Annotated in this window: 27 protein-coding genes and 1 pseudogene; 6 read left to right on the top strand and 22 right to left on the bottom strand. The window is 44.6% G+C overall.

All coding sequences use genetic code 11. From position 1 onward, the window contains the following. Nucleotides 1-203: 203 nt before the first annotated feature. From CIK96_RS03665 to CIK96_RS03650, 4 genes are all read left to right on the top strand, one after another. A complete protein-coding gene (locus CIK96_RS03665) occupies nt 204-1,241 on the top strand; it encodes a hypothetical protein (RefSeq protein ID WP_094390357.1) in 1,038 nt (345 codons plus the stop codon). 7 nt (nt 1,242-1,248) lie between these two features. Next, nucleotides 1,249-2,043 (top strand): hypothetical protein, encoded by a 795-nt coding sequence (locus CIK96_RS03660; protein WP_094390358.1) that lies wholly within the window; start codon nt 1,249-1,251, stop codon nt 2,041-2,043. Beyond that, a complete protein-coding gene (locus CIK96_RS03655; protein ID WP_094390359.1) occupies nt 2,040-2,630 on the top strand; it encodes a hypothetical protein in 591 nt (196 codons plus the stop codon). Before CIK96_RS03660 ends, CIK96_RS03655 begins: the two co-directional genes overlap by 4 nt. Nucleotides 2,631-3,139: 509 nt before the next feature. After that, complete coding sequence (locus CIK96_RS03650) at nt 3,140-3,688, top strand: hypothetical protein (RefSeq protein WP_144007477.1); 549 nt, start codon at nt 3,140-3,142, stop codon at nt 3,686-3,688. A gap of 108 nt (nt 3,689-3,796) precedes the next feature. Here CIK96_RS03650 and CIK96_RS03645 read toward each other — a convergent pair whose 3' ends face one another. Beyond that, nucleotides 3,797-5,587, bottom strand: a complete 1,791-nt coding sequence (locus CIK96_RS03645; protein ID WP_094439695.1) for a 1-deoxy-D-xylulose-5-phosphate synthase — start codon at nt 5,585-5,587, stop codon at nt 3,797-3,799. A 134-nt stretch (nt 5,588-5,721) separates the two neighbouring features. Then, nucleotides 5,722-5,844, bottom strand: a complete 123-nt coding sequence (locus CIK96_RS13580) for a hypothetical protein (RefSeq protein WP_256387347.1) — start codon at nt 5,842-5,844, stop codon at nt 5,722-5,724. Here CIK96_RS13580 and CIK96_RS03640 point away from each other — a divergent pair. Next, the gene (locus CIK96_RS03640) at nt 5,831-6,577 is read left to right on the top strand and encodes an aldo/keto reductase (RefSeq protein ID WP_254047072.1); all 747 of its coding nucleotides are present in this window, start codon (nt 5,831-5,833) and stop codon (nt 6,575-6,577) included. The two genes, CIK96_RS13580 and CIK96_RS03640, sit on opposite strands and share 14 nt — an antisense overlap. Nucleotides 6,578-6,738: 161 nt before the next feature. Here the strand turns inward: CIK96_RS03640 and CIK96_RS03635 are convergent, their stop codons facing one another. From CIK96_RS03635 to CIK96_RS03550, 17 genes and pseudogenes are all read right to left on the bottom strand, one after another. Continuing rightward, nucleotides 6,739-7,185 (bottom strand): PepSY-like domain-containing protein, encoded by a 447-nt coding sequence (locus CIK96_RS03635; protein ID WP_254047071.1) that lies wholly within the window; start codon nt 7,183-7,185, stop codon nt 6,739-6,741. Between the two features lie 104 nt (nt 7,186-7,289). Continuing rightward, a complete protein-coding gene (locus CIK96_RS03630) occupies nt 7,290-7,808 on the bottom strand; it encodes a ribonuclease H (RefSeq protein ID WP_094439693.1) in 519 nt (172 codons plus the stop codon). Next, complete coding sequence (locus tag CIK96_RS03625; RefSeq protein ID WP_005816310.1) at nt 7,808-7,987, bottom strand: transcriptional regulator; 180 nt, start codon at nt 7,985-7,987, stop codon at nt 7,808-7,810. Before CIK96_RS03625 ends, CIK96_RS03630 begins: the two co-directional genes overlap by 1 nt. A gap of 26 nt (nt 7,988-8,013) precedes the next feature. Then, nucleotides 8,014-8,766 (bottom strand): MBL fold metallo-hydrolase, encoded by a 753-nt coding sequence (locus CIK96_RS03620; RefSeq protein ID WP_094439691.1) that lies wholly within the window; start codon nt 8,764-8,766, stop codon nt 8,014-8,016. Next, nucleotides 8,766-9,302, bottom strand: a complete 537-nt coding sequence (locus tag CIK96_RS03615) for a flavin reductase family protein (protein WP_094439731.1) — start codon at nt 9,300-9,302, stop codon at nt 8,766-8,768. The genes CIK96_RS03620 and CIK96_RS03615 overlap by 1 nt, the downstream gene beginning before the upstream one ends. Nucleotides 9,303-9,653: 351 nt before the next feature. Then, nucleotides 9,654-9,926, bottom strand: coding sequence for a DUF1294 domain-containing protein (locus CIK96_RS03605; protein WP_094439687.1), 273 nt, complete (start codon nt 9,924-9,926; stop codon nt 9,654-9,656). A gap of 1 nt (nt 9,927) precedes the next feature. Further along, the gene (locus CIK96_RS03600) at nt 9,928-10,425 is read right to left on the bottom strand and encodes a hypothetical protein (RefSeq protein ID WP_094439685.1); all 498 of its coding nucleotides are present in this window, start codon (nt 10,423-10,425) and stop codon (nt 9,928-9,930) included. 41 nt (nt 10,426-10,466) lie between these two features. Continuing rightward, nucleotides 10,467-11,177 (bottom strand): DUF1349 domain-containing protein, encoded by a 711-nt coding sequence (locus CIK96_RS03595; RefSeq protein ID WP_254046265.1) that lies wholly within the window; start codon nt 11,175-11,177, stop codon nt 10,467-10,469. Then, complete coding sequence (locus CIK96_RS03590) at nt 11,174-11,545, bottom strand: rhodanese-like domain-containing protein (RefSeq protein ID WP_094439683.1); 372 nt, start codon at nt 11,543-11,545, stop codon at nt 11,174-11,176. Before CIK96_RS03590 ends, CIK96_RS03595 begins: the two co-directional genes overlap by 4 nt. A 126-nt stretch (nt 11,546-11,671) precedes the next feature. Then, complete coding sequence (locus CIK96_RS03585; RefSeq protein ID WP_094439681.1) at nt 11,672-12,235, bottom strand: DapH/DapD/GlmU-related protein; 564 nt, start codon at nt 12,233-12,235, stop codon at nt 11,672-11,674. A gap of 582 nt (nt 12,236-12,817) precedes the next feature. Continuing rightward, nucleotides 12,818-13,540: an SDR family oxidoreductase gene (locus CIK96_RS03580; protein ID WP_094439679.1), complete on the bottom strand. Its 723-nt coding sequence runs from the start codon at nt 13,538-13,540 to the stop codon at nt 12,818-12,820. A gap of 51 nt (nt 13,541-13,591) precedes the next feature. After that, the gene (locus CIK96_RS03575; RefSeq protein ID WP_094439677.1) at nt 13,592-14,125 is read right to left on the bottom strand and encodes a flavodoxin family protein; all 534 of its coding nucleotides are present in this window, start codon (nt 14,123-14,125) and stop codon (nt 13,592-13,594) included. 6 nt (nt 14,126-14,131) lie between these two features. Next, nucleotides 14,132-14,602 (bottom strand): pyridoxamine 5'-phosphate oxidase family protein, encoded by a 471-nt coding sequence (locus tag CIK96_RS03570; protein WP_094439675.1) that lies wholly within the window; start codon nt 14,600-14,602, stop codon nt 14,132-14,134. 8 nt (nt 14,603-14,610) lie between these two features. Further along, nucleotides 14,611-14,909 (bottom strand): annotated as a pseudogene (gene trxA, locus CIK96_RS03565) (thioredoxin). A 2-nt stretch (nt 14,910-14,911) separates the two neighbouring features. Beyond that, nucleotides 14,912-15,712, bottom strand: a complete 801-nt coding sequence (locus CIK96_RS03560; RefSeq protein WP_094439673.1) for a YqiA/YcfP family alpha/beta fold hydrolase — start codon at nt 15,710-15,712, stop codon at nt 14,912-14,914. Nucleotides 15,713-15,717: 5 nt separating this feature from the next. Next, complete coding sequence (locus CIK96_RS03555; RefSeq protein ID WP_094439671.1) at nt 15,718-16,368, bottom strand: recombinase family protein; 651 nt, start codon at nt 16,366-16,368, stop codon at nt 15,718-15,720. A gap of 1,151 nt (nt 16,369-17,519) precedes the next feature. Beyond that, nucleotides 17,520-19,040: a DUF4301 family protein gene (locus CIK96_RS03550; protein WP_094390387.1), complete on the bottom strand. Its 1,521-nt coding sequence runs from the start codon at nt 19,038-19,040 to the stop codon at nt 17,520-17,522. A gap of 152 nt (nt 19,041-19,192) precedes the next feature. Here CIK96_RS03550 and CIK96_RS03545 point away from each other — a divergent pair, with 152 nt between their 5' ends. Beyond that, a complete protein-coding gene (locus tag CIK96_RS03545; protein ID WP_094439669.1) occupies nt 19,193-19,564 on the top strand; it encodes a thioesterase family protein in 372 nt (123 codons plus the stop codon). 129 nt (nt 19,565-19,693) lie between these two features. On the opposite strand, the gene thrC is transcribed toward CIK96_RS03545, so the two are convergent. From thrC to thrA, 3 genes are read right to left on the bottom strand one after another with little or no spacing between them, the layout of a single operon-like run. Further along, nucleotides 19,694-20,995, bottom strand: a complete 1,302-nt coding sequence (gene thrC, locus CIK96_RS03540; RefSeq protein WP_094439667.1) for a threonine synthase — start codon at nt 20,993-20,995, stop codon at nt 19,694-19,696. After that, nucleotides 20,995-22,230, bottom strand: coding sequence for a cofactor-independent phosphoglycerate mutase (locus CIK96_RS03535; protein WP_094390390.1), 1,236 nt, complete (start codon nt 22,228-22,230; stop codon nt 20,995-20,997). Before CIK96_RS03535 ends, thrC begins: the two co-directional genes overlap by 1 nt. A gap of 5 nt (nt 22,231-22,235) precedes the next feature. Continuing rightward, nucleotides 22,236-24,674, bottom strand: a complete 2,439-nt coding sequence (gene thrA, locus CIK96_RS03530) for a bifunctional aspartate kinase/homoserine dehydrogenase I (RefSeq protein ID WP_094434009.1) — start codon at nt 24,672-24,674, stop codon at nt 22,236-22,238. Nucleotides 24,675-24,680: the final 6 nt, after the last annotated feature.

The raw sequence follows: 24,680 nt of genomic DNA, 5'->3' as shown, positions 1-24,680 counted from the left end.
GCTGAAAATCAGTTAAATACAAGACAAGGATCTGGCAACAGGTTCTTGTCTTGATTTTAGCTAATATTTTGCATGTTACGTCTGCAAGACGCGTGTATATATGAATGCAGAGCAGAGATAATAGGTGTTTTAGGCTCTATGTAATACAAGACTGTCATGTCACTCGAAATGTCGGATAATCCATAATAATATTGATATTGGAAATGCGTAAAAAGATAGTATTATTTCTTCTTTGTATTGTACTCTTTGTTCCTGATTTAAGAGCACAACAGGTTCAAATGCAGCAGCGATTCGAGTCTGCATACAAAGAAATTGTAGATATGCTTGAAGACAAGAAGCCACTATCTATTAAAAGGAGTGTGTTTCTTGCTGAATGGGCGTATCTTGATGGGCATCTCGATTATGAGCAAGATTTTTGTGAACCGTTGCAAAGAGGGGCACAATACATGAGGAGACTAATCACTGCTAATAAGTGGGAAAATTATAAGACTGCAAAACAGATTGCAATCTGTACATTCTTCTTTCAATCATTATCAGGAAATAATTATACTATATTTTCTTATGATTTTAGTACTGAGTATCCTGACGAAGATTGGCATCATCAATTAGTATCAAGAACCCTAAAGACGCATAAAGGACAATGCCATTCGCTCCCATGGGCTTTCAAACTGTATGCAGAAGAACTTGGAGCAAAGGCTTATATAGCACATGCCCCACGACATTGCTTCATTATGTACAAGGATGAAGATAATTTGTTTCCTGAAGACTGGGTGAATGTTGAGGTTACTGCCCAACAGTATCAACCGACTTGGGGGATAAAAGAACATTTTGAGATAGAAGATTCAGCAATTATTGCAAAAACATACCTTTCGCCGTTAACAGATAAAGAAACCGTTGCCTGCCAATTAAGTGACTTGGCTTTAGCATATTATCATAAGTTTTCGCGTTATGATGAGTTTACACTAAAATGTGTAGAAACTTCGTTGAAATACTATGCAATGAATCCTAATGCGATAATTACTAAAGGTAAATCCTTGGATACGCTACTACAGAGGCATCTTGAACAAAATGGGCATCTTCGAGATGATTATACAGATGAGAATGATGCTCAATCTAAGCAATGTCTACAAGACCTAAGAGCAACTCATTGGACTCAAGAAACAGAGGAACTACGGAATAAATTGAAGCAGACTCCAGAAGATATGGAGAGAATTCGAAAGAATGTACAAATTATAAAATAAAGTCATTATGAACAGATTAAAGAAAGTCTTAATTTCAGTTGCTATTTCAATAGTAACCGTAAATGCAAATGCATGGCCCTGGATTTCGCCGTATGCTTATTGTTTCGGAAATCCAGTAAATTGTATTGATCCTGATGGAAGAAGCACATGGGTAATTAATCAAGGAGATGGAAAATATCAAGTTGTAGGTGGTAATCTAAACGATAAGGATAAAAACATTTATGTTGGTTCATTTAATAAAAAGGGAGAATTTGTTCGTGGCAATTCCATTGGAGTAACTACATCAATGACATCATTCTATAATAGTGAAGCTCAAGGTGGAGGTCAATGGAGTGTCGGAAGTATTATTGACACAAATGATAGGAGTGGCGACAAATTCCTTGAAAAAATCATTTCTAATAATCCTCCAATGATAGATGATTACATGATGAATGCACGAAATAATAAGCCTTATGATTTTAAAGTGACAAATGGAACAAACAGTCCAATAAAAGGTATAGACATCTATCGCGGTATGCCTGTAGGAGAGAATGGAAAAGGACAAACTATTTATACTTCTGCCAGGGATATAGGAAACATAGCAGCAGGATATGTTGCAGGAGTAAATGGAATGTCTTGGGAGGCATCGAGAATAGCATTTGATTCATACCAAGGTGGAATGGAGGGTAAATCTACAAGAAATGCCGAAAGGTATGGATGGACTATGGGATACAACAATGCGAGCTATAACAAAAAAATGGATAACCTTTTGAGGTCAGTGGGAAGTTCTATAAAATCCCTGTGGAATTACTTTATTAAATGAAAAAAAAGATATATATATTGGTCCTGTTTTTTTTACCAGTAGTGATATATATGTCACTTCCATATATCACCTTATCGTCTAATGATCGCAAATTTGAGGCAATATTTGATAGAGGTGGATGGCGCATAGAAATGAAAGAGCAAAAACAGGACTCACTTTTGTTTTTTACTATCCATCAAGCAGGGAAGATAAAAAGTGACAGTATATCATTCTATGTTCACAATAATTATTGCAGTGATGTTATATCTTTTCTTTTTGTAGAAGGCGTGGATACTGTCTATATTCGGAAAGGGCGTGAGTTCAAGGAATTGTTTTCTTTAGAAGAACAAAGTTCACATTCCATGGCTCCAAAAGACTTCCCTGTAAACAATCCAGTTATCGGAAAACTGCCCTTTAAGTGTAAACTAGTGGCTTTTTCTGATCCGAGATTTTTTATATACGACAAGAATAAGTGCACATACATTCCGAAAGATGACATAACTCATGTAATCACGTTGTTTCATAATACAGAAAGAGGGGACTCTTACACTCTTTGTGATGTTATGCGTACTGACACGTTGGAAATAAATATTATTCAAAAGCATTAAAAAGTAAACCTTTAAAAAGTAAGGATTAGATGATGGAATATTTTATTATGTAAGTGAATATTCTTGCAAGAGAATACGAGTCTGCAACGTGCAGAACGTGCAGAATGCACGAAAACTGCATCTCAAATGTTGACCAGTCCTTATGTATATTATCGATTATCAGAAAGTTATCTTTCGTATTAGCTGCCGCCCAGGCAGCTGTCGAAGAATAGACAGAAAATGCTGAAATTCAGTAGTATAAATGGTAAGCGTCTGCGTGACAGACACTTACCATTTCTTTTTGCGTTCATTCTGTGCGTTTCATTTGCAGAATAAGACGTCGAAAACAGGCAATATGTTTCCCAAATTTGAGGGTGCTGTTACTACAATTTTATTACGGGAGTTTCCCCCGATGCTTTTAGGGAAAATCATACATCAGATTATGGTTTTCCCCTTGTTGTTTTCAGCTATTCTCCCTATCTTTGCACCAGAAATAAATGCAGTAATAACCCTTTAAAGAGAAGATAGTTATGAAAAGAATGATTATGACATTGGTAGCAGCATGGATGATGATTACATCTATGAATGCTCAGAGACTGACAAATATTCAGGCAGAAGCCCGTTTTATCACAGATAAGATGGTGGTGGAACTGGGATTGAGCAGCGCCCAGCGCAACAGCATCCTGAACATCAATCTTAATTATCTCAATAGCATCCGCAGCTATCGCGACATCGATGCCTACGGCTGGCATTACCGCAACAAGCAGCTCAAGCGCATGATGACCGCCAGACAATGGAAGAAATTTAAGAACTCATACTATTTCTATCGCCCTATCGGCTGGCAGAATCATGTGTATGTTCACCATATTTACACCAAGTATCCAAAGCATAACTGGGGACACGACAAGCGCCGCCCTCGCCCTGAGTGCAGCTACGGAAGACCAGGATGCCCAGGCGGAACCCATGTAACTTATGGACCAGGAAAGCCGTGCAAGCATCACAAGCATCACAAGCACGATAAGAAGTGGAAGCACGACAAGAAGAAGTGGAAGCACGATAGAGATTGGGATGATGACTAAGATTAAGACAAACATTCGATGATAAAACAGAAGAAATCCAAGCTAGAGATGATTCTCCGGCTTGGATTTCTCGTTAAATAAAAACTAACTATGCCGACTAACTAATCATTAATCATTAATAACTAACAAAACGTCTTCCACAATCTGCTCATCGAGCAGGCGATTATCCGAAAGCAACTGCTGCACATCGTATCTGTCATAGAGTCCCTTTCTGATGCCGCCCACCATCACCTTCATATCCGAAGTGCCATAGTAAGAGGCGATACGCTCGCCGAATCCGCCATCCTTCGATCCATCCTCCAGAGTTACCACCAACTGATGGTTTGCCTTCAGGCTATCCAGCACTTCGGCATCCACCTCGTTCAGATAACGTGGATTGATGAGCGTAGCATCGATGCCCTTATCAGCCAACAGGCGGACTACATTCTCGCCCTTCTGATAGAACGAACCGGCGGCGATGACTGCCACCTTCTCGCCCTGGTGCATCATCTTGTACTTTGCCTCGTAACCATATTCAGCATCAACGGCTTCGGACGTATGAACCACGCCATTGCTTGGCACGCGGATGGCGATAGGCTTTTTATCCTGCAGAATGCTCCAGCGGAGCATGGCGAAATACTCCTCACAGGTGGTTGGAGCCAGATAGATGAGCCCCGGAATGCTGCAGAGCATCGGAATATCGAAAAGGCAGATGTGGGTGATGTCGTTCATCGAGTTCACTCCGCCTCCTACCACGTTGATTACGGCTGGGTTGGAATTGATGCAGAGGTCTTGCGCTATCTGGTCGTAGGTACGTTGGATGAAGGTGCTGTAAACGGTCCAGACAGGATGCAATCCACCCTTCGCCATTCCCGAAATCATGGCCACCGCCTGCTCTTCGGCGATTCCCATATCGATGTGCTGCTTGCCAGCCAGTTGGCGCTTATCGGCAGTAAAACCACCAGCGGTAGGAGTACCGGCGGTTACGGCGATTAGGGTCTTATCCTGCTTCATCTCGCCCAGCATCCAGTCGGAGAATAATGTGCCGTAATCCTCTGTTGGAGCAACCACCGGGAGAGTTCCATCGGCATTCTTTCTTGGTCGGCTGCCGTCTTCCAGATTGAAAGGCATTCCCCAATGCCATGCCTCCTTGTTGGCTACGGCTGGCGCAAATCCATGACCTTTCTCTGTGTGAATGTGAACCACGGTAGGCTTATCCGTATCCTTCACGCTCTTGAAAATCTGGATGAGTTTTTCGATGTCGTTACCCTCTTCCAGGTACTTGTATTCAAAGCCCCACGCCTTGAACCAGTTGTGCTTGCAGGTGCCGTTGCTCTGGCGCAAGGCACGCAGGTTCTTATAGATTCCGCCATGATTTTCGGCGATAGACATTTCGTTGTCGTTTACCACGATGATGATACCCGTGCCGAGTTCCGAAGCCTCGTCTAGTCCCTCGAAAGCCTCGCCGCCAGAAAGTGAGCCGTCGCCGATAATGGCTATGATGTTCTCATCGGTTCCCTTGATGTCGCGCGCCTTTTGCAAACCGGTGGCAAGACTCACGGAAGTTGAAGTATGCCCCACCTCGAAGTTATCATACTCCGGACATTCGGCAGGAGAAGAATAGCCCGAAATGGCATTCATGTCATCCACATCGCCGAGGAATCCCGCAGCTCGTCCGGTGAGCACCTTATGCGGATAACATTGGTGGCTTACGTCAAACACGAGCTTATCCTTTGGCGCATTAAAAACGTAGTGAAGCGCCACGGTAGCCTCTACGAATCCCAGATTCGGCCCCACATGACCGCCATGCTTGCTCACACGGTTCAGCACAGCCTGTCTGGTTTCATCAGCCACAACCTGCAACTCCTTCAAATCCAGCTTCTTCAAGTCGGTTGGCGACTTTATTTTCTCAATATACATATTTTTTTATACTTATAGTTATGATTATATGATGATCATCATTTCCGGGTGCAAAGATACGAAGAATCCAGGAAACACGCATTACCCAAACTACAGAAAAAATGAATGATTTTCCGGAAAACTCATCTTAGAAATCAGCCTGCTGCCTTATCCCTATCCTTCAGAATCACAGCCATGTTATCCAGCGCCCATTCTATCAGATGAGCCTTTCTTACTCCTGATGGAGCAACCTGCGTTGAAGCTGTGAAAGCTGCCATCGCTGCTGGCTACACCCACATCGACACCGCTGCTGTCTATAAAAATGAGAAGAGCGTGGGCGAGGAAATCAAGGAAATTGGAATCAAACGTGAGAATCTCTTTGTTACCAGCAAGGTTTGGAACACGGAGCGTGGCTACGACAAGACCTTGAAGGCGTTTGACAAGACTTTGAGCGATTTAGGTCTCGATTATCTCGACCTCAACCTCAGCCATTGGCCAGCCAACGAGTTGCAGTTTGGCAAGGATGCAAATCAGCAGAATGTAGATACTTGGAAAGCGATGGATCGTCTGCATGAAGAGGGCTTGATTTGCAGCATCGGTCTTTCCAACTTCATGCAGCATCATGCAGAGCCAGTAATGGCGAAGGCAAACATCTGTCCGATGGTTGACCAGATAGAGTATCATCCTGAATTCACCCGGAAGGAGTGTGTTGAGTTCTGCAAGAAGAACAACATTCTTGTGGAAGCATGGAGCTCATTGGGAAGAGGTAATGTCTTGGATAATCCTCTCTTGAAGTCGATTGCTGCCAACCATGGCAAGAGTGTAGCTCAGGTAGTTATCCGTTGGGTGATGCAGACAGGCGTGCTGCCACTGGTAAAGTCGGTTACTCCAAGCCGAATCAAGGAAAACTTCGATGTCTTCGACTTTGAACTCTCTCAGCAGGAAATGTTTGAAATCGCATCGCTGAAGGCTGACAGAATAGGTGCAGACCCAGATACATGTGATTTCTAATACGGTATGGTTTGGAGTGAAATGCTCCCAAAACATATAAGATGAAAATGTAAAAAGTTACGGAGATAATTCATATTCTCTGTAACTTTTTACTTAAAACAGTCATATAATTTATCTGTTGTTTTCACCCTATGCAGGAACATCTATTTACAAAATGCAGATCAGTCAATATCTATTAATTGGAAATGCTTGTTGAAGGTCAAATCCAATCCGTTTGTCAGTTCCACCTCGTATTCATTCTTGTTCATTTCAATCTTTTTCACCGATTGTCCTGCATAATTATCCTTCAAGTAGTTCTTGATGGCTTGCGGAATCAACAGAGCTGGCACGATTCCCTGCTTGCAGTTTATCTCTGTAAGATTTCCTTTTTTGTCGAATTCCAGCTTCGTGCCATTCTGCAGAACCACATCATAGCTTCTGCTGACAACTCCCGATTCAATCGTTGCAAGCATCACCTTCTGACCATTGAAATGATTATTGAGCAAGGTCTGGGCCTTGGCAGGAAGTGCATTTACAGAGATAGGCTTGTCGTTGCCCGCATTCGCCGCCATATTGCATGAAACCATGCAGCAAATGGCAATCATCAATATTTGAAAAATTCTTTTCATAAGCTAAAAATTAAAAATTTATAATACCTAAAAAGCGATGGGTGCTTAAACGCCATTACCTAAGAATTAGACGCAAATCGTGCCTGAAAGTTTAAAGAGAAATTCTATTGCAGCTTCTGATGAAACTCCTTCCTTGTCTTAGCCATTGCTTCCGTAGCCCTATCATGGGTCTCTATCAGCAATGGGCTCTTATGATATTGTACGATTTTGACTCCAACAGACTTGTGTCTCTTCTTTTCCTCGATGCATTGAATAATCAAGTCGGAGTTGGCTCTCGCCTTCTTCCCTCGCGACTCGGCAGAGATTGCAAGCGAGCTTGCATCTTTGCTCTCGCTGCTCGTTCGGTTGGCCGACTTTGATGTTGGAGTCTTGTCAAAGTTTTGAATATAGGCGGCATTGGTCAGGAAGATAATGTCGGAACTTTCAGGGATTTCCTGCATTACCTTCACCATGAGGGTTAGCATCATGCGGAACTCTGTGGTATGCAAGTCGCTGATTACATCACGGCTGATGATGCTACCGTTATGCTCAATCACAACGGCAGCACCACCAGCACGTTCCTTATGACCGTAGTCACATGACCCGCCTATCCATACATAATATGTTGTCGAGTCCTGTACCATCACTCTGCAGGTGCCCATTTGCAACGAACAGGAGAGACGATTGCGCCCTCTGCCTTCAACTGCTTCATGGCTGCATCTACCTCTTTGCGGTCGAGACCGCTGAGCTCTGCGATTTTACCTGCGTTAAGAGGCTGACCTGCCTCTTTCATTGTTGCTAATACTTTTTCTTTTGCGTCCATTGTTTTAACGATTTAATGTGTTATTATTATATTGTTATGCAGTCTCCTTCGTGCCCGATGCACCAAAAGGGGACATCCTTTTCTTTGCAGAAAGGCTCCATGCGCCACGCACTCTCAAACCCACTCATGACTAAGTGCATTGGAACGAACATCCCAACCTTGAAGCGGTCGATAAACTGACGCCCTCCCAGCGTAAAGCCGTTGCCGATGCGTCCGTCCACAGGGAACATCACAAGGTCAAACGAATCGGTAATCTTTCGGATGTCTTTAAGTTCACCAAGGAACCGCTTTTCCTCTGCCACTGGATTGATATATTGACTGAACTCTTCGCTAAAGATTTCTCCTTCAGGCGCGCCGTCAACAAGAAAGCGTGCGTACCAGTTGCACAGGTCACCAGCATGAAAGATGGTTTTACCTTCTGTTTCAACAATCCAGCTCACGCCACTGTCATTGCTGCCCGTGGCTGACACCTTCAGGTTCTCATCTTCCCATACCGTTCCTTTGGCCATCCATACATCGGCATACTCTTTCTGCGCTCTTCTTCGTTTGAGTATATCCTTTGACAGGATGTATGTAATATTGGGGATGCTATTCTTCCATTTGAAGATTGCTTTCGTGAAGTGGTCCTCATGGAAATGGCTTGAAAACATGTACACATGTTTACATGTATTCATGTACCCACTCATGACATCGGCAGGATCCATCCAGTAGTCAAAGACCAGGATGCACCGAGCCGTTTCAAGCAGGAATCCACTATGGAAGATGTATCTGAGTGTCATCATTTCAAAGCCTTGCCATCTGAGAATGCCTTTCCAATGGTCTTGTCAAGTTCGATGTAACCATGATGTATCGGGTCGAACACGATGAGTTCCATCTTCTCCATGTCGGGCTTGCCGTCCTCTGCCAGATAGTTCTCATCCACAAGGATGTTGACTATCTCTGCCACGATGTAATAGCCCTCTTCCGACTCGTCAATCTTTTCCTTGATGCGGCACTCCAAGGTCATGGGAAAGTCGGTGAAGACGGGTGCGTTTACATTCTCTGACTTCTCCCATTTCCAACCTGCTTTCTCCATCTTGTCTGCATCGTTCTTGGCAGAGACAATGCCCACGAAATCAGCAGCCACCATGGTCTGTTTTGTAGCAAATGCCACGGTAAAATCAGGGCAGTCGTTCAGATTCTCGGTAGTGGCATGTGCGCCCATGGCAATCATAATCTCCTTCGCGTCCCATTGACCTCCCCAAGCAGCATTCATAGCATTGGGCTTGCCGTTCTTATCGTATGTGCCGATAATCAGTACCGGCTGTGGAAGCATCCACGATTTTTGTCCAAATGATTTGACCTTTGGTCTTCCTCCTCCTTGTAAAGCAGAGTTAATGCCTGCATTACTCTGCGTTTCCTTCGTTCGTCGGTTCATTTTTATTCTATTTATTTTGTTATCAATTCATTCAATGTATTGTCATAGACTCATTTGTTACTTCTTATTTCCAATGTTATATCCATATACGACCGATTGCCGTCTATATAGTCGGTATAGAGGATTTCTTCGCTTCGACCTTTAAGAACATGGCATTTGCCACACAACTCACAGTTGTGTAAGCATTTCCATTCGTTCAGAAGTAATCCAAACGCTCTTCTCGTGTGGATGATTCAATACTCGGTGCGGTCATAATATGATTGTATGCAGATAGGCCACCAAAGCAATCTGCATGATGATTATTAAAGGTATGCCATACTTGAATTTCTTGTGCATAGTCTTGTGATGCCAAAGTCGCATACCTGCCCATGCTCCAATACTTCCACCTATGGCAGCCATTGTCAGCAGTGTAGCCTCTGATATACGCCATTTATTCTTCTTTGCCTTGTACTTGTCAATGCCGTACAAGAAGAATGTGGCTATGTTGACGGCAAGTAGATAACCAAGAATGATGTTCATCATTTCAATGCCCTTTCCGCTTCCATGGTTTATATACAGACACAATGGTTACGACGGTCAGCAATACTATTTGGAGCAGACCGGCATAGGCGTTTGCCGTAACATTCTTCCAGTACTGCGCCACATCACCGTTTCCCTCTATGATAGCCTTGCCTATCAGTACATTCTCTTTTACCAATGGTCCCATATAGAACGTGCCGAAAAGAATCATGAAGAGAGTGAGCACCCATTTCACCGTGAGCCATCTATGCTTGAAGAAGCCCCAGTTGGTGAAAATGCCATAGACAATGCCCGTGAGCAGGCAGCCAACAGCTCCTGGCACCAGTATCTTCATGTCAATGGCTTCCAGTATCTCTGCCATCCAATACATTCCTGCTGCATCCTTTACCACTACAATGTGTCGCAGCAGATTCATGGATATGGCAGAGCCAAACCAAGCTATGGCACATAAAAGGTGTACCACCTTCAGTGCCTTCATCCCCTTTGCTGACAGTTTCTTCATTGTCTCATCATCTTTGAATGACTATTTATGTAGTTGAACAGTTAGTCTGGCTGCTGTCCGTTGTGAGCCTTCCATGTACATTCGGTCAGCTTCATGTCGGTGAAGATGGCCTTGAAGGATGACTCCTCGGGAGAGCATGCGTAGATGCCAAAACGTATCTTCCCGCCGCCCTGATGCATGTGGCATACGCGCATCTGGGTAAAATGTTCTCCGTCCCGCGAGCACTCAATGCAATAGTCATCCTCTCGGCGCGAGAGGCGATACCACATCGTCTTCACGTCGGCGGGAATGGCGGTGGTTGCCCAGTCGGAGTAGCCGTTGTTGGTGACCACGCTACCTAAGTGCTGAAATTCCTCGTTCTCGTATTCCACACTGCCTTTTAGCCAGTTCTCGCTGTCGAGATACATCACGATGCCGCATTGGTCGAAGCGATGGTGGCTTTCGGTGAAGTCGGTCTTTACCACGAAGCTGAAGAACTTCTCCTCAGTCTCCATCTGGAATACGGGAGCGTTGTCGTTGCGGAAATGGTAATAAGTACGTTGCCACAAGTCCGTTCCCGGTTTGGTCACGACTTCGATTGTGTCACCCTTGATGACGTAACTCTCGGGTTGCCGTGTCCACTTGAAATTGTCGATATTCAGTGTCATAACCTTGTTGTTTTGTTCTACGTTCTCTTGGCTTTTGCCATTGTTATTGCCGCCGCATGCCGTCATCAATGCCAGCAATGCGAAAGGAATTATAAAGTTTTTCATTTGGTCACTGGCATACCTTTGCTTGTCCAACCATTAAAACCAGAATCCAGTTCTATTACCTCGTAACCATTCTTTACAAGGATTCTTGCTGCATTCTTGCTTCGCTTTCCGCTACGGCAGTTTATGGCAATGATTCTGTCCTTTGGAAGTGTAGCAACGGCTTTCTGCTCAAAGTCAGATTTGAGTACATCAATGTTGAGAGCCTTCGCTATGTGTCCGTCTGCGTATTCTTCTGCTGTGCGTACATCAAGGCGCACAATGGTTGTGTCCTCAATCGCCTTGGCATATTCTTCTACAGAAAGACTCTTGAATCCTTCTGTCTGAGCACTGCAACCAAACAGGCTACAGAGCATTGTAATAATTCCCATAACTCTTCTTATTATTTATATGTTAGGATTTTTGAATACTGGTTTATCTGCGTGTTCACCACAGTCATGATGGCTGCATTCCAATTCTTACGTGGACTTCCGTTTATTGCTATTACTTTCATTTTTCTAAACGTTCTTTATAATTTTTGCAGGTATACCACCCACAACTGTTCTTGCTTCTACATCCTTTGTTACAACTGCTCCTGCTGCTACAACTGCTCCTTCACCGATGGTGACACCAGGACAGATGGTTACGTTTGCTCCAAGCCACACCTTATTTTCAATGCGAATTGGCTTGAATGTCATGTCGCCACGATGCTCTGGATCGGGATTGTGATTGATAGTACAGAGTGTTGCATTATGTCCTATAAGGCAATCATTGCCAATGAAGATGCCTCCTTGATCCTGGAACTTGCAACCGCTATTGATGAATACTCGCTCATCAATGTGGGTATTCTTTCCACAATCGGTATTGAAAGGAGGGAACATGCCGAACGACTCTGGTACGTCTATGTCCCAAAGTTCGGAGAACAGCTTCCTGAGTTCCTCTGGTGTATGGTACTTGTTGTTTATCTCCATAGTGATGCGAATGGCCTCTTGCGCCATTTGGTGCATGAAGAGGTGGACATCGCTACCAGCCACAACAGGATTTCCTGCTGCAATGTAATCTCTGTATTCTTGTACTGTCATATCTATTCAAAAGCAATTACGGCGTATGTTCCGCACTCGCATTTCAGTTCGATGTAATATTTGTTATCATCCACATAAACAATGGGAGTGAGTTCTATCTGCTTTACAGACTGCTTTCTTTATTATACGTATTCTTTTTACTCCATGTAATAGCATCAGCAGTACAAAACTAATACCTATTTTGTAATGTAAAAGACCGACCTGTGTGTTTACGCCCCATATTGCAAGCAGGACAATTCCTGAAAACACAGTGGATATGGAAACCATAGTCAGCATGGTTGTCATAAACCGTTTACGGCTGATTGTGCTTCGACGTACATGTTTGAACCAAGCCCAATGAGTGTGGATGTGACAGGCAAGCAGTATGGTAAACGAAACTGATAAGACAGAATGAATAACAGCCCAAATTTCCCATGTATTATGGTTACTTCCATGTCCCGCTATGTGCAAGCCTATACCAGACAGAATCGTAAGAAGTCCCAGAGGATATAGCCCACAATCAATTTTAAAAATCTTCTTCATTGTTAAATTTTTTTAATTATTTTGTCATCAATCAAATTAGCAGTAGATATGTACACTCTGTCATAATCCAGCCTTCGATGAAGTCAACATCCAGCCATGATCACCATGGTAAATCATCTGTCGGGTCATACCGCCGTCGATGCAGATATTTTCGCCTGTGATGAATCCTGCCTTGTCCGAGCAGAGGAACAGCACCATATTGGCGATGTCCATCGGGTTGCCCACACGTCCTGCCGGCTGCTGCACCGCATCTGCGCCATCGTACTCCTTATAATCAGTGTCTATCCATCCTGGCGAAATGGAGTTGACCCTTGCCTTGTTCCGAAGTGTGACGGCAAGGGCATGGGTGAGGGCGGCAATACCTCCCTTGGCAGCTGTGTAGCTCTCTGTCTGCGGCTGACTCATGCGGTCGCGCGAGGACGATATGTTTACTATCGATGCTCCCTCAGCAAGATACGGAGCAAGCAGCTTGACAAGATAGAAAGGTGCTGTAATCCCGACTGTCAAAGCATACTGAAACTCCTCCCACGTACATACATCCAGCCCCTTCATCAGAGGAAGGGCATTGTTGATGATATAATCCACCTTACCGTATTTGCCGATTATTTCATCGGCAAAGGCTTCCAGCACCTCCTTCTTGGAAATGTCCCCAACGAAATGGTCACCCTCTCGCATATCAATGACCGCTACCGAAGCCCCTTTCTTGCGAAACTCCTCAGCGATACATTTGCCGATGCCATGCGCACCGCCTGTCACGATTGCTACCTTATCTTTATATTCCATTTTTTTTCTTTATAGTGCCAATGAATTTTTACACATTCTTATATGTTGGTATTATATTGAAGCTCCGAGGGAAAATGCTTCTTTTAGGGCGTTGGTGTTTTTGATGTCGCCCTTTTCTTTAACTCCTCTTACAAGTATCTTTCCACTGTCTTCAAGGTGGAAGTAGTTGATGCATAGTCTATATTGGACAAGAATGCTGTCAAACAGTTCGGGTAATGTGGCGGCACCGACGAGCAACAAGGCAACTTTCTTTATTTTGAAAGAATCTCTGAGTGGATTGTGACACCTGTCGATCAGAGCCTTAAGCTGTGAACTTATGCCGTAGAAATAGACAGGAGAAGCAACAACAAGCATGTCTGCCTTTGCCAACTTGTCGTAAACGGTCTGCATGTCATCTTTTTGAATACAGGATTGGTCATCTCTCTTGAAACACGAATTACATCCTATACAAGGATTTATGTGATAGTCCCTTACTGATATGAAGTCAACATTGTGCTTGGATGAAGCTCCTTGGGCAAACGATTCCGCCAATATTTCCGTGTTGCCCCCCTTTCGTGGGCTGCCTGATAATATTACGATGTTCATTGTATGTCAGAATTTGAAATGTATAGGTCTTGCAAACTCATCTCTGTTCTCCAGTCCCTTGACATGACCGAGGTTGGTCATCCATCCGTCGATGTCCTTCAGATAGAACACCTTGAAGATGGGATTGTCACGCATATTCTTATATAGCGCATTCACGATGGCACTCTTGTCGATGATGGCATCCCTAATGTTCTGCCTTTCCTCGAAAACTGCCTCTGCCGAGAAACGAATCCAAGGAGTCTGCATCTCATCCCTTTCCAGTTTGCAGCCACAGAGTTCCACAAAGGGATTGGCTTGCAGTTCTGCATAGACCTCCTTCTTAGAATTGGTGCAGAACCATAGTTTCCCATCCTCCAACACCATATACTGCATCGGACGAACCTTCGGCTTGCCGTCCAATCCTATTGTCGCCAAGAATTGGATGCCGATATTGTCCAGATAGTTGGCCAAATCACGTAATGTCATCTCTTGTTCCATAATGATATTTATCTTAAAAACGGGTCAATCGTTGCAACAACTCTGATTTCTGTACCACGCCGCTTGTTCTCCAAAGTACTTCGCCGTGTCTAAACAACATGAGTGTGGGCACAGACTGTATGCCATACTGGTTTGCTGTCACTCCATACTTGTCCACATCTACCTTGATGATGCGGATTCTGTCACCCAGCACTGTCTTCACCTGCTCCAAGATGGGGTGCATCATCTTGCATGGCTGGCACCATGTGGCGAAGAAATCGACCAAGACCAGTTGGTCGCCTGATATAACGTCTTTGAATGTTTCCATCTTTATCTGTCTATTTCTGTGAATCGGTTAAATGTCCTTCCGTCTCTTGTTATTTGCTCGAAAAACATCTTCTCGGGACGAACCCAGTATGCTTCCTCACCATATAGTGCTTGATATACTACCATGCGTTCCTGAGTTTCGCTGTCATATGCGGAATGGATATACTTGTACATTCCTCCCTTGAAGTGACGGAAAAATCTTTCTTCTTTAACTGAATACTCCATGAGTATCTTCTGTACCAACGGGGCATACCAAGTCCTGACTTCCTGCTCTGTGGGCGTGTGTCCGCCAGGGAAGTGATAGCTGTTGTTATAGTACTGCAAGAACAACGGCTCAAAATGAGCCAGTGTGTCTTGTTCACCAAAGAGTCCCCACACACGATCCTTGTAATACGGATTACAACAATCAAACTGTGTGGCTTCGAGTTCCCCAAACTCATTGATGAGTGATTCGTTGATGACTATTGTCTGATTACCGTCCATGCGCGGAGCCTTGTACTCATGTTCGCCAATGCGTTCTCTCAGGAAGTCCGTCATCTTGAAATGAGGATTGCCAAGTAGGGCAGGGATGCCAACGACAGGAGAAAGCATCTGTGCAAGGAAAGCCCCGCAACTGTTGCCTATGAGCAGGTCTGGCTTCTCCTTGTCGATAAGCATGCGTATGTATTTCAGTGCTACCTTGGGATGGAGAGGCAGATCGGGAGTCAGCACGATGGCTTGCCCATCAAAGGCCTCCCTCAGTGCTCTCGCCATTGGACAGCTGCCAGTAGCAAAGAAACCATGTAGGAACAGTATCTTTTTCATGCTATTTATTCTTTGTCTTGTGGATTGTCAGATATGCCCTTTCTCTTGATTGGCCCAGAATGATTGTCGCGGTTCAGCTTGATGCCATGTTTGTTCAGTATGCGGAACACAGAGCTTCGGCTTCTGAAACCGCTGGCTCTCCATACTTCATCAATGGGATGACCTGCAACATACAGGTTGATGACTGTCTTTTCTCTGTCGAGCTTCTGCATCTTTGCTGACGAGACGGGAGGTAGTGACACTATCATCTTCTCCTGTAAATTGACGACATGCTCCGCAGACTTACGCAGGGGAAGAACCTCTTCCGGAAAAGCACCCATCATTTCCAATACATCGGACGGCCTTGTTTCGGGAAACAGCTCGTTCCTTGAATCAATCTGGTCATGGATGCTGACAATACGGATGACCTTGACTCGGCAAAATTCCAGAAATGTTGCCAGTTCCCGACTGCCACGCAAGGCATTGGAAAACTTGGATATGACAAGTTCATCGCCCCTTTGCAGGGCAACCATCAGTTGTTTCCAGAGCGGTCTGTTGCGTTCGTCCTCATCGTTTTCTTCTACGATGCGGACACAGCCGAAGTCGTTCATCCATTTGCGGTCTTCTTCCAGTTTGTCATACTGAGAGGTTGCCATTATGTAGCCCACTTTTGCCATATCAAAATATATTATTGACTGATAATTTGATAGTTATATGCCTATAGATAACAGAAAAGTCAAAACTTAATCTTAAATAGATATGATTCACATGCAAAGGTACACAATAATATTCAGAATCATTATTATACTGATATTTTTTGTTTGACAAACCCAAAGAATCATACATGATTTCACACACATAAAGATAAAAACAAAATATCATACTAAAGAGAGTATGAAATATAAAATTATACAAAGTCTGATTGCCGTGGCTTTTGTTTGGATTTTTATCTGTGTCTTTGCACTCAAATTTTACAAATGGCTTGATTCGCCGTGAGAATGCCTGAGTGGGTCTGAAAGTACTGCTGTCTGCCTCGGCAGAAGCAGGGTGAGGGGCTGTATGCTGGTTTGTGGTTGCAAAAGGGTATTCTGCAAGCCATGACGGGGGCTTCTCGTTGGGTTTTCAATAGCTTCTCGTCGGCATCTCGATCGATATTCGTTGTTCTTTCGTTCGTTTTTTGCTTGTTCCTCGTTCGGTCCTCGATAGGTCTTCGATAGACTAACGAATAAGCAACGAGAGACGAACGAGAGACGAACGAGGACCTAACGAGAAGTTAACGGGAACCGAACGAGAAGCGATCGGGAAACCGTTGTGTCTCTGTCGGGACCGGATGGTGTGTTGAATTACTTGTTTTGTAAACATAAGTGACTTTTTAGTTGTAAATTATTTGTTTAACTTTTGATTTGAAGGTCTCTTTCTTGTTTTGGAAATCATCCTCGGCTTAAAATACAAATATACAACATGAAATCCCCAGAATGCAAGAGATTTGGCACTTTTTATATCGCCTATTAATTATATTTAACTAAAACCAGTATTGGTTTAACTTAAATTATAATACTTTATGCTGATTTAGCTGGATGAGTTTGGGTTGCTTCGCAAGAAATCTTTGGAGGAAATCTTTGATAAAATATGGCCTATGGCCAGAAATATTACGGATTTACAGAACCACGGAACTACGGATCTACTACACCGGAGCACCAACGCAAAAAATCCGTGTCATTCGATTTCCGACATTAAAAGGGGCTGCACACGGAGGTTCTGATAAAATAAAAGCGGCACTTTCTTGATGATGGAAAAGTGCCGCGGTGTTTGTTAATATCGCAAAGTCTTATTGATGCTGGCTGCGCAATAAGTCGTTGACGGTCTTTACAGGATTAAAAGTGCCAAGAGGAACTTCCACAAAGATAGTATTCCAATTGCTCATGGCACCATTCCAAAGGCCTGGGAGCTCAAGTGCCTGAAGCGGTTTTCCGTCTTTGGATTTCTGTGAGATGAATCCTGTGGTAGGATCTACAAAGTCGGGCAGATTGAAAGGCTTGTCCTGATAGTCTTTCACGGCGCAGACCAAATCGACTGGATTGAAATGTGTTCCCTTGGTAAACATTTCCATATAAGCGGTATTTGATTTGTCTATCTGTGAACTTTCCAGAATTTGCAGCGATACGGTTCCGTCTTGGTTGTAGGTGAGGAAAGGACCACCTCCCGGTTCGCCTACATTTTTCACAACGCCACACACGCGCATGGGACGGTTGAGCTTCTTTTTGAGGTACATTACCAGTTCTGCATCTTCCAGTTCCTTGATGTTGTTTTTGCGGCAGCAAAGATCTTGTTGGACGAAACGGATGATTTCTTCAATCTGCTGGTGGTTGTAACAACCGGTTTCAAGCAGCTGTAGATAGTCGAAAGCGCGTTTCTGGAGCGTTACCAATACTCCTGCAATGATTTGTTTCCATTCCACTGTTTCGTCTTTCAGTCGGTCTGGAACTACATTATCTATGTTTTTGACGAATATGACATCGGCGCTGATCTCGTTCAGATTCTCGATAAGTGCGCCATGGCCTCCGGGACGGAACAACAGAGATCCGTCTTGGTTGCGGAACGGGGTACCGTCAGGATTGGCAGCAATGGTGTCGGTAGAAGGTTTTTGCTCTGAGAAACTGATGTCATAGCGGATTCCATATTTCTTTGCAAAAGAATCGGCTTTCATGGCTACGCGCTGTTTGAAGTAGTCCATGTGCTCATGGCTCACCGTGAAATGTACGTGAGCCTCGTTGTTAGAGGCAGCGTAGAGGGCACCTTCCACAAGATGCTCTTCCATTGGTGTGCGTGCTCCTTCCGGATAGTTGTGGAACAGCAGCATACCTTTTGGCAGTTGTCCGTAGTTGAGGCCTTCCGGTTTGAGCATATTTTCTACTACAGCTTTGTATTGTCCATCGGCTATGAGTTGGCTGATGCCTTTTCCATTGTTCTTGCGGCAGGCAGCATCAAGTTCGTTGTAGAAGGCGAAGTGGCTGATGTTGTCGAAGAATTTTTTCTCAAAGTCTGTTGTGGGGATATCATAGTCGGCATCGACAAAGGCAAACATGTCTTTGAACATACGGCTTGCGGCTCCAGAGGCAGGTACGAATTTGACTACTCTGTGGCCTGCTTTCTTGTAGCTTTCCCATGCCTCTATATATTTCTTCCGGTCAGCATCGCTGGGTGCCATGATACCATGCTGAATGCTAGCAGCAGCTTCAAGCTTCAGAAAAGGGAACCCTTTTTTGAATAGTTCAAGTTGTTTCTCTACTTGTGCTTCGTTGATTCCTTTTTGGGAAATCTGTTTTAGATCTTCTTGTGAATATTCCATAATATATAGGATTGTTAGTATTGAATTTGTTTTGATGCAAAGATAGGAATTATATTGCACACCACCAAAAAAGAATGATAAAAATATTTGGCTGTTTCAGTAAAATCAACTAATTTCGCATTTCATTTATAAAAACTTAATAGAACGGAAATATGATAGAAACAGGAATGAAACATACCAGTGAGCTGGTTGTTGACGAAAATGTAACAGCGAAGAAGATAGGTTCTGGAGATATGAAGGTATTGGCGACTCCAGCCATGATGGCGCTTATGGAAAATGCCGCCATGCTGGCTGTTGCTGATGCGTTGCCGGAGGGCTGTACTACAGTAGGCGGTCATATTGAATCTTCGCATCTTCGGCCGACAAAAATCGGCGAAACCGTAACGGCTACGGCAGAGGTGACCAAAGTAGATGGTCGGAAAATAGAATATGCTGTGAAAGCATTCTGCGGCGAACAATTGCTTGGTGAGGGCACTCATCTTCGCTTTGTTGTGGACCGGGAGAAATTCCTCTCAAAGCTGTAAGTCCATACGTCAAGAAAAAAAGAGAATCTCTATTCAAATTCAGAGATTCTCTTTTTGTTTATTGCATTATTTACCTAAGTTTACCTTTCTTCAAAATATCAGAAAGGTGGTGATGATAGCCTGATGATGTTATTCTTGCATGAGAAATGATTTGAAATCTACGAAATCTTTCGTCATGGGAATGCTCTTCTTTTCGCCTTTCATAAATGCAGCAAGACGTTCTGGAATGGTGATGTCGGTATGGAGGATGGCATCGACCTTCTCTTTGAACTTAGCAGGATGTGCTGTTTCCAAGAATACGCCAACCTCTCCAGGTTGCAATCCTTCCTTGAGTGCACGGTAACCACAGGCTCCGTGCGGATCCAACGTGTAACCATGATCCCGATAGCATTGTGTCATCGTCTCTTTGATTTGTTCGTCGGAATAGGTGGCACCGCTGATGTCTTGGCAGATATCCTGATGACTTCCCTTATAAAGGTCATAGATGCGTGCGAAGTTTGAGGGATCGCCCACATCCATCGCATTGGCCAAGGTCTGTACGCTGGTTTTTGGTTCGTATTTGCCAGTACAGAGATATTTATAGAAGATATCGTTGGCATTGTTGGCTGCGATAAAACGGCTGATGGGGAGACCCATCTTTTTGCCGAAGAGGGCAGAGCAGATATTGCCGAAGTTGCCACTGGGAACACAAGCCACCAGTTTATCAGCAAGTCCGCGCTCCTTCATGCGTGCATAGGCATTGAAATAGTAGAACGACTGTGGCAGAAAGCGCGCAACATTGATAGAGTTTGCCGATGTGAGGCACATGTGCGCGTTGAGTTCCTGATCCATAAAAGCTGCTTTCACCAATGCCTGACAGTCGTCAAAGACTCCATCAACTTCAATGGCTGTGATGTTCTGTCCCAAGGTCGTAAACTGTGACTCTTGTATTTTGCTGACCTTGCCTTTTGGATAAAGAACATAGACATGAATACCTTCAACACCGAGGAATCCGTTGGCAACGGCACTACCCGTGTCTCCACTGGTTGCCACGAGAACATTCACGCGGCCTTTCTTTTCTTTGCTGATGAAATACTGTAACAGACGAGCCATGAAACGTGCACCTACATCTTTGAATGCAAGAGTGGGACCATGGAAGAGTTCGAGCGAGTAGATGGTCGGTTCAACCTCTACCACAGGACAGTCAAAGGCTAAAGTATCATACACAATCTTCTTCAGCGCATCCGCCTCCACATCCTCACCGAAGAAGGCATCGGCAACAGTATAGGCGATTTCCTGAAATGAAAGTGTCTCGATATGGTCGAAAAACGACTGTGGTAATGCCTTGATCTTTTCAGGCATGTATAGACCTTTATCTTCTGCCAGACCTTTTACTACAGCCTTATGCAAGTCTGCGTTTGGCGCTTTTCCGTTTGTACTGTAATATTTCATTATATTTTCATCAGTTGGTTCATAAATTCATTGAGTTTCAACATCCCATAACTGCCGCTTACGCAACTCACCTCATCATAATGTTCTACTGCGTCAGCCTCGATGCCAGGATGCCAGATCAGGAAGGGGACAGGTTCATCGACATGGATGCGCATTTCCACGGGAGTAGGGTGGTCGGGGAGGATAGCGATGCATACGGGTTCGTTCATTTGACATACGGCTTCATAAACGGGTTTGATAAGCCGTTTGTCAAGATAGTCAATGGCCCGCAGTTTCAGTTCGAGGTCGCCATCATGACCAGCTTCGTCAGTAGCCTCTACATGAACAAATACGAAGTCATCGTGTTGCAAGGCTTCAATAGCAGCCTGTGCCTTACCTTCGTAGTTGGTATTTGCCAAACCAGTAGCACCTTCTACGTTGACGATTTCCAGTCCGGCATAATGTCCTATGCCTCTGATCAGGTCAACGGCAGAAATCACGGTACCGCTCTTAACCTGTGGGTAGAGTTGTGTGAGTGGCTGCATGGAAGGTCGGTATCCACCGCCCCATGGCCAAATACTATTGGCCTGTCGTTCACCTTTTGCCGCCCTGTTGCGATTGAAAGGATGTGCGGACAGAATCTGCTGGGATTCTATGATGAGTCTGTTGATGAGTTCTGCCGTTTCCTCTGCAGTCATTCTTCCTGGTTCAACAGGTGCGTTGTCTTCCGCCTTCACCAATAGTTTCTCCCATGGTTCATTGGGATGGTCGTGTGGGGGAGCACAGACAACATGTTTTGAACCACCACGAATGACGAGCAGGTGACGGTATTGAATGCCAGTGATAAAGCGCACACGGTCATCTCCCAGGTATTTGTTGAGCTCTTGTATCAACACATCTGCATCAGCCGTTTCAAGGTTTCCGCCATTGTGTGTGATGATATTCCCATCCGCCAGCGAGATGATGTTGCACCGTAGCGCCAAGTCATCGGGATGCAGTTCATATCCGATAGAAGCAGCCTCAAGCGGGCCACGTCCTTCATATACCTTGTTGAGGTCGTATCCGAGAATGGACGTATTAGCTACTTCGCTACCCGGAGCAAATCCACTTGGGATGGTTTGCAGTCTTCCTGTCCGTCCCATTTTAGCCAAGCGGTTCATGTATTCAGGGCGTGCATATTCCAAGAGTGTTTTTCCACCAAGTCTTTCAACGGGGTGGTCAGCCATTCCGTCGCCCAATATGATGATATGTTTCAATGTGATTATATATTAGCAATTGACATGATGTTAGCAAACACACCTGCTGCAGTTACACCTGCACCAGCTCCATAGCCCTGTATGAGCATGGGGTATTCTTTGTATCGTTCTGTCGTCAGCAGGACGATGTTGTTTGATCCTTCAAGACCATAGAAAGGATGATGTTCGCTGACGGCCTCCAACGACACTTTTGTCTTGCCCATCTCCATGCTCGCCACAAAGCGCCAGCGTTTCTTCTCTTTTTCCAATATTTCACGGCGGCGCTCAAAGTCAGCATCAAGTGACGGTAGGCGCTTCCAGAAATCCTCCAGACTACCCTCGAAGAAATCATCTGGCATGAACAACTGTTTCACGACGTCGCTTTGTTCTACTCTATATCCTGCTTCGCGAGTAAGGATGACCAACTTACGGATAACATCCTTACCGCACAGGTCGATACGTGGGTCCGGTTCTGAATAGCCTTCCTCTTTGGCAAGTCTGACTGTTTCAGAGAAAGGTACGTCGGCTGCTATTGTATTGAAGATATAGTTAAGCGTACCAGACAATACCGCTTCGATTTTAAGGATCTTGTCGCCTGAATTTCTCAAGTCGTTGATGGTACCAATGATAGGCAGTCCTGCGCCCACATTGGTTTCGAAGAGAAATTTCACGCCACGGCGCAGCGCAGTTTCTTTGAGTTTCGCATATTTCTCATACTCCGCAGAGGCAGCAATTTTGTTGGCTGTTACGACTGAAATATTGTGCTCCAGAAACGTCTGGTACAGTTCTGCCACTTCGCTGCTGGCTGTGCAGTCAACGAATACGGAATTGAAGATATTCATGCCCACCACTTCCTTGCACATTTTTGAAATGTTGCTGGGCTCCGACGCTTTCAGCTGCTCTTTGTAGTTGTTCAGGTCAAGGCCTTCTCGGTTGAAGATGGCATTGTGTGAACTGGCGATACCCACTACGTTAAGTTTCAGTTGGCGTGTATCGGCGAGTTCCTGATATTGTGATGCAATCTGTTGCAGGAGGTTACCTCCGACGGTTCCCACACCACACACAAACAAGTTGAGTACTTTGTATTCCGACAAGAAGAACGAGTCGTGCAGAACGTTGAGGGATTTACGCAGATATTTTGAGTGGACAACAAACGAGATGTTTGTTTCGGATGCACCCTGTGCACAGGCGATGACGGATATTCCGCTTCGTCCCAATGTACCGAAGAGTTTACCGGCAATACCAGGTGTATGTTTCATGTTTTCGCCCACGATAGCGATTGTAGCCAATCCGCTTTCAGCGTGCATGGGGAACATAGCTCCTGTTTTGATTTCTTTAGCAAATTCCTCGTTGAGTGTTTCAACGGCTTTGTCAGCATCCTCATCGCGCACACCTATTGACGTAGAGTTCTCAGACGATGCCTGCGACACCATGAATACCGAGATACCATTGTTTGCCAATGCTGTGAAGATGCGTCTGTTGACACCAATCACACCGACCATTGACAGGCCGGTAACGGTGATGAGAGTTGTACCCTTGATGCTTGAAATACCCTTGATAGGTTTGCGGTCGTTTTCTATCTTGTCTTTGATGATCGTTCCGGGATCAGAGGGGTTGAATGTGTTTTTGACCTTGATAGGAATGTTTTTGACGCAAACCGGATATATGGTAGGAGGATATACGACTTTAGCTCCGAAGTTGCACAATTCCATCGCCTCGATGTAGGACAATTCGTTGATGGTATAAGCCGACTTGATGACGCGTGGGTCGGCTGTCATGAATCCGTTGACGTCAGTCCATATTTCCAACACGTCAGCATCGAGTGCTGCTGCGATAATAGAAGCGGTATAGTCGCTTCCGCCTCGTCCCAGATTGGTTGTCTCGTTGGTGTCTCTGTCTCTGCTGATGAAACCGGGCACCACAGGAACTGTCGTATTGAAGTCGATAGTAGCGAAAGTATCTTTCACCAGTTGGTTGGTGAGTTTGGTGTCGAGTGTATGTTTACCCTGTTTGTTGATGGTCTTGATGAAGTCGCGTGAATTCATTCGCTTACCGTTTTTGATAAGCGTCCCTACGATATGCGAGCTCAGGCGTTCTCCATAACTGACTATTGTGGCCTGCGTTTTTGCGCTGAGGTCATGTATGAGGAATACGCCATAGTAGATGGATCGCAACTGATCGAAGAGGTCGTTGAGTGTGCCGAGCAGCGCTTTTTTCGCCGTTTCGTCTTTGATGATGTTTTCCACCATGTGATGATGGCGTTTGACGATGTTTTCAAACTCCTCTTTATATTGTTCGTCACCGGTTAGTGCCTGTTGTGAAATGGCAATCAGTTTGTCTGTGATGCCTCCTAAAGCGCTGACCACGACAATGACGGGTTGGGTCTCTGACTCAACGATACTTTTCAAACTGAGAATACTCTCTATAGAACCGACGGAAGTGCCGCCAAACTTTAATACTTTCATACAGTA

Origin of the sequence: Prevotella sp. P4-98, from assembly GCF_002251405.1 — a bacterium.
Classification (GTDB): domain Bacteria; phylum Bacteroidota; class Bacteroidia; order Bacteroidales; family Bacteroidaceae; genus Prevotella.
This window is presented reverse-complemented; position numbering and strand designations above follow the sequence as displayed.

Bases quoted from the DNA above. Each gene is read 5' to 3' on its own strand.
- CIK96_RS03665 (WP_094390357.1), top strand. From the start codon at position 204: ATGCGTAAAAAGATAGTATTATTTCTTCTTTGTATTGTACTCTTTGTT.
- CIK96_RS03660 (WP_094390358.1), top strand. From the start codon at position 1,249: ATGAACAGATTAAAGAAAGTCTTAATTTCAGTTGCTATTTCAATAGTA.
- CIK96_RS03655 (WP_094390359.1), top strand. From the start codon at position 2,040: ATGAAAAAAAAGATATATATATTGGTCCTGTTTTTTTTACCAGTAGTG.
- CIK96_RS03650 (WP_144007477.1), top strand. From the start codon at position 3,140: ATGAAAAGAATGATTATGACATTGGTAGCAGCATGGATGATGATTACA.
- CIK96_RS03645 (WP_094439695.1), bottom strand. From the start codon at position 5,587: ATGTATATTGAGAAAATAAAGTCGCCAACCGACTTGAAGAAGCTGGAT.
- CIK96_RS13580 (WP_256387347.1), bottom strand. From the start codon at position 5,844: ATGGCAGCTTTCACAGCTTCAACGCAGGTTGCTCCATCAGGAGTAAGA.
- CIK96_RS03635 (WP_254047071.1), bottom strand. From the start codon at position 7,185: ATGAAAAGAATTTTTCAAATATTGATGATTGCCATTTGCTGCATGGTT.
- CIK96_RS03630 (WP_094439693.1), bottom strand. From the start codon at position 7,808: ATGGTACAGGACTCGACAACATATTATGTATGGATAGGCGGGTCATGT.
- CIK96_RS03625 (WP_005816310.1), bottom strand. From the start codon at position 7,987: ATGGACGCAAAAGAAAAAGTATTAGCAACAATGAAAGAGGCAGGTCAG.
- CIK96_RS03620 (WP_094439691.1), bottom strand. From the start codon at position 8,766: ATGACACTCAGATACATCTTCCATAGTGGATTCCTGCTTGAAACGGCT.
- CIK96_RS03615 (WP_094439731.1), bottom strand. From the start codon at position 9,302: ATGCTTCCACAGCCGGTACTGATTATCGGCACATACGATAAGAACGGC.
- CIK96_RS03605 (WP_094439687.1), bottom strand. From the start codon at position 9,926: ATGATGAACATCATTCTTGGTTATCTACTTGCCGTCAACATAGCCACA.
- CIK96_RS03600 (WP_094439685.1), bottom strand. From the start codon at position 10,425: ATGAAGAAACTGTCAGCAAAGGGGATGAAGGCACTGAAGGTGGTACAC.
- CIK96_RS03595 (WP_254046265.1), bottom strand. From the start codon at position 11,177: ATGAAAAACTTTATAATTCCTTTCGCATTGCTGGCATTGATGACGGCA.
- CIK96_RS03590 (WP_094439683.1), bottom strand. From the start codon at position 11,545: ATGGGAATTATTACAATGCTCTGTAGCCTGTTTGGTTGCAGTGCTCAG.
- CIK96_RS03585 (WP_094439681.1), bottom strand. From the start codon at position 12,235: ATGACAGTACAAGAATACAGAGATTACATTGCAGCAGGAAATCCTGTT.
- CIK96_RS03580 (WP_094439679.1), bottom strand. From the start codon at position 13,540: ATGGAATATAAAGATAAGGTAGCAATCGTGACAGGCGGTGCGCATGGC.
- CIK96_RS03575 (WP_094439677.1), bottom strand. From the start codon at position 14,125: ATGAACATCGTAATATTATCAGGCAGCCCACGAAAGGGGGGCAACACG.
- CIK96_RS03570 (WP_094439675.1), bottom strand. From the start codon at position 14,602: ATGGAACAAGAGATGACATTACGTGATTTGGCCAACTATCTGGACAAT.
- CIK96_RS03560 (WP_094439673.1), bottom strand. From the start codon at position 15,712: ATGAAAAAGATACTGTTCCTACATGGTTTCTTTGCTACTGGCAGCTGT.
- CIK96_RS03555 (WP_094439671.1), bottom strand. From the start codon at position 16,368: ATGGCAAAAGTGGGCTACATAATGGCAACCTCTCAGTATGACAAACTG.
- CIK96_RS03550 (WP_094390387.1), bottom strand. From the start codon at position 19,040: ATGGAATATTCACAAGAAGATCTAAAACAGATTTCCCAAAAAGGAATC.
- CIK96_RS03545 (WP_094439669.1), top strand. From the start codon at position 19,193: ATGATAGAAACAGGAATGAAACATACCAGTGAGCTGGTTGTTGACGAA.
- thrC (WP_094439667.1), bottom strand. From the start codon at position 20,995: ATGAAATATTACAGTACAAACGGAAAAGCGCCAAACGCAGACTTGCAT.
- thrA (WP_094434009.1), bottom strand. From the start codon at position 24,674: ATGAAAGTATTAAAGTTTGGCGGCACTTCCGTCGGTTCTATAGAGAGT.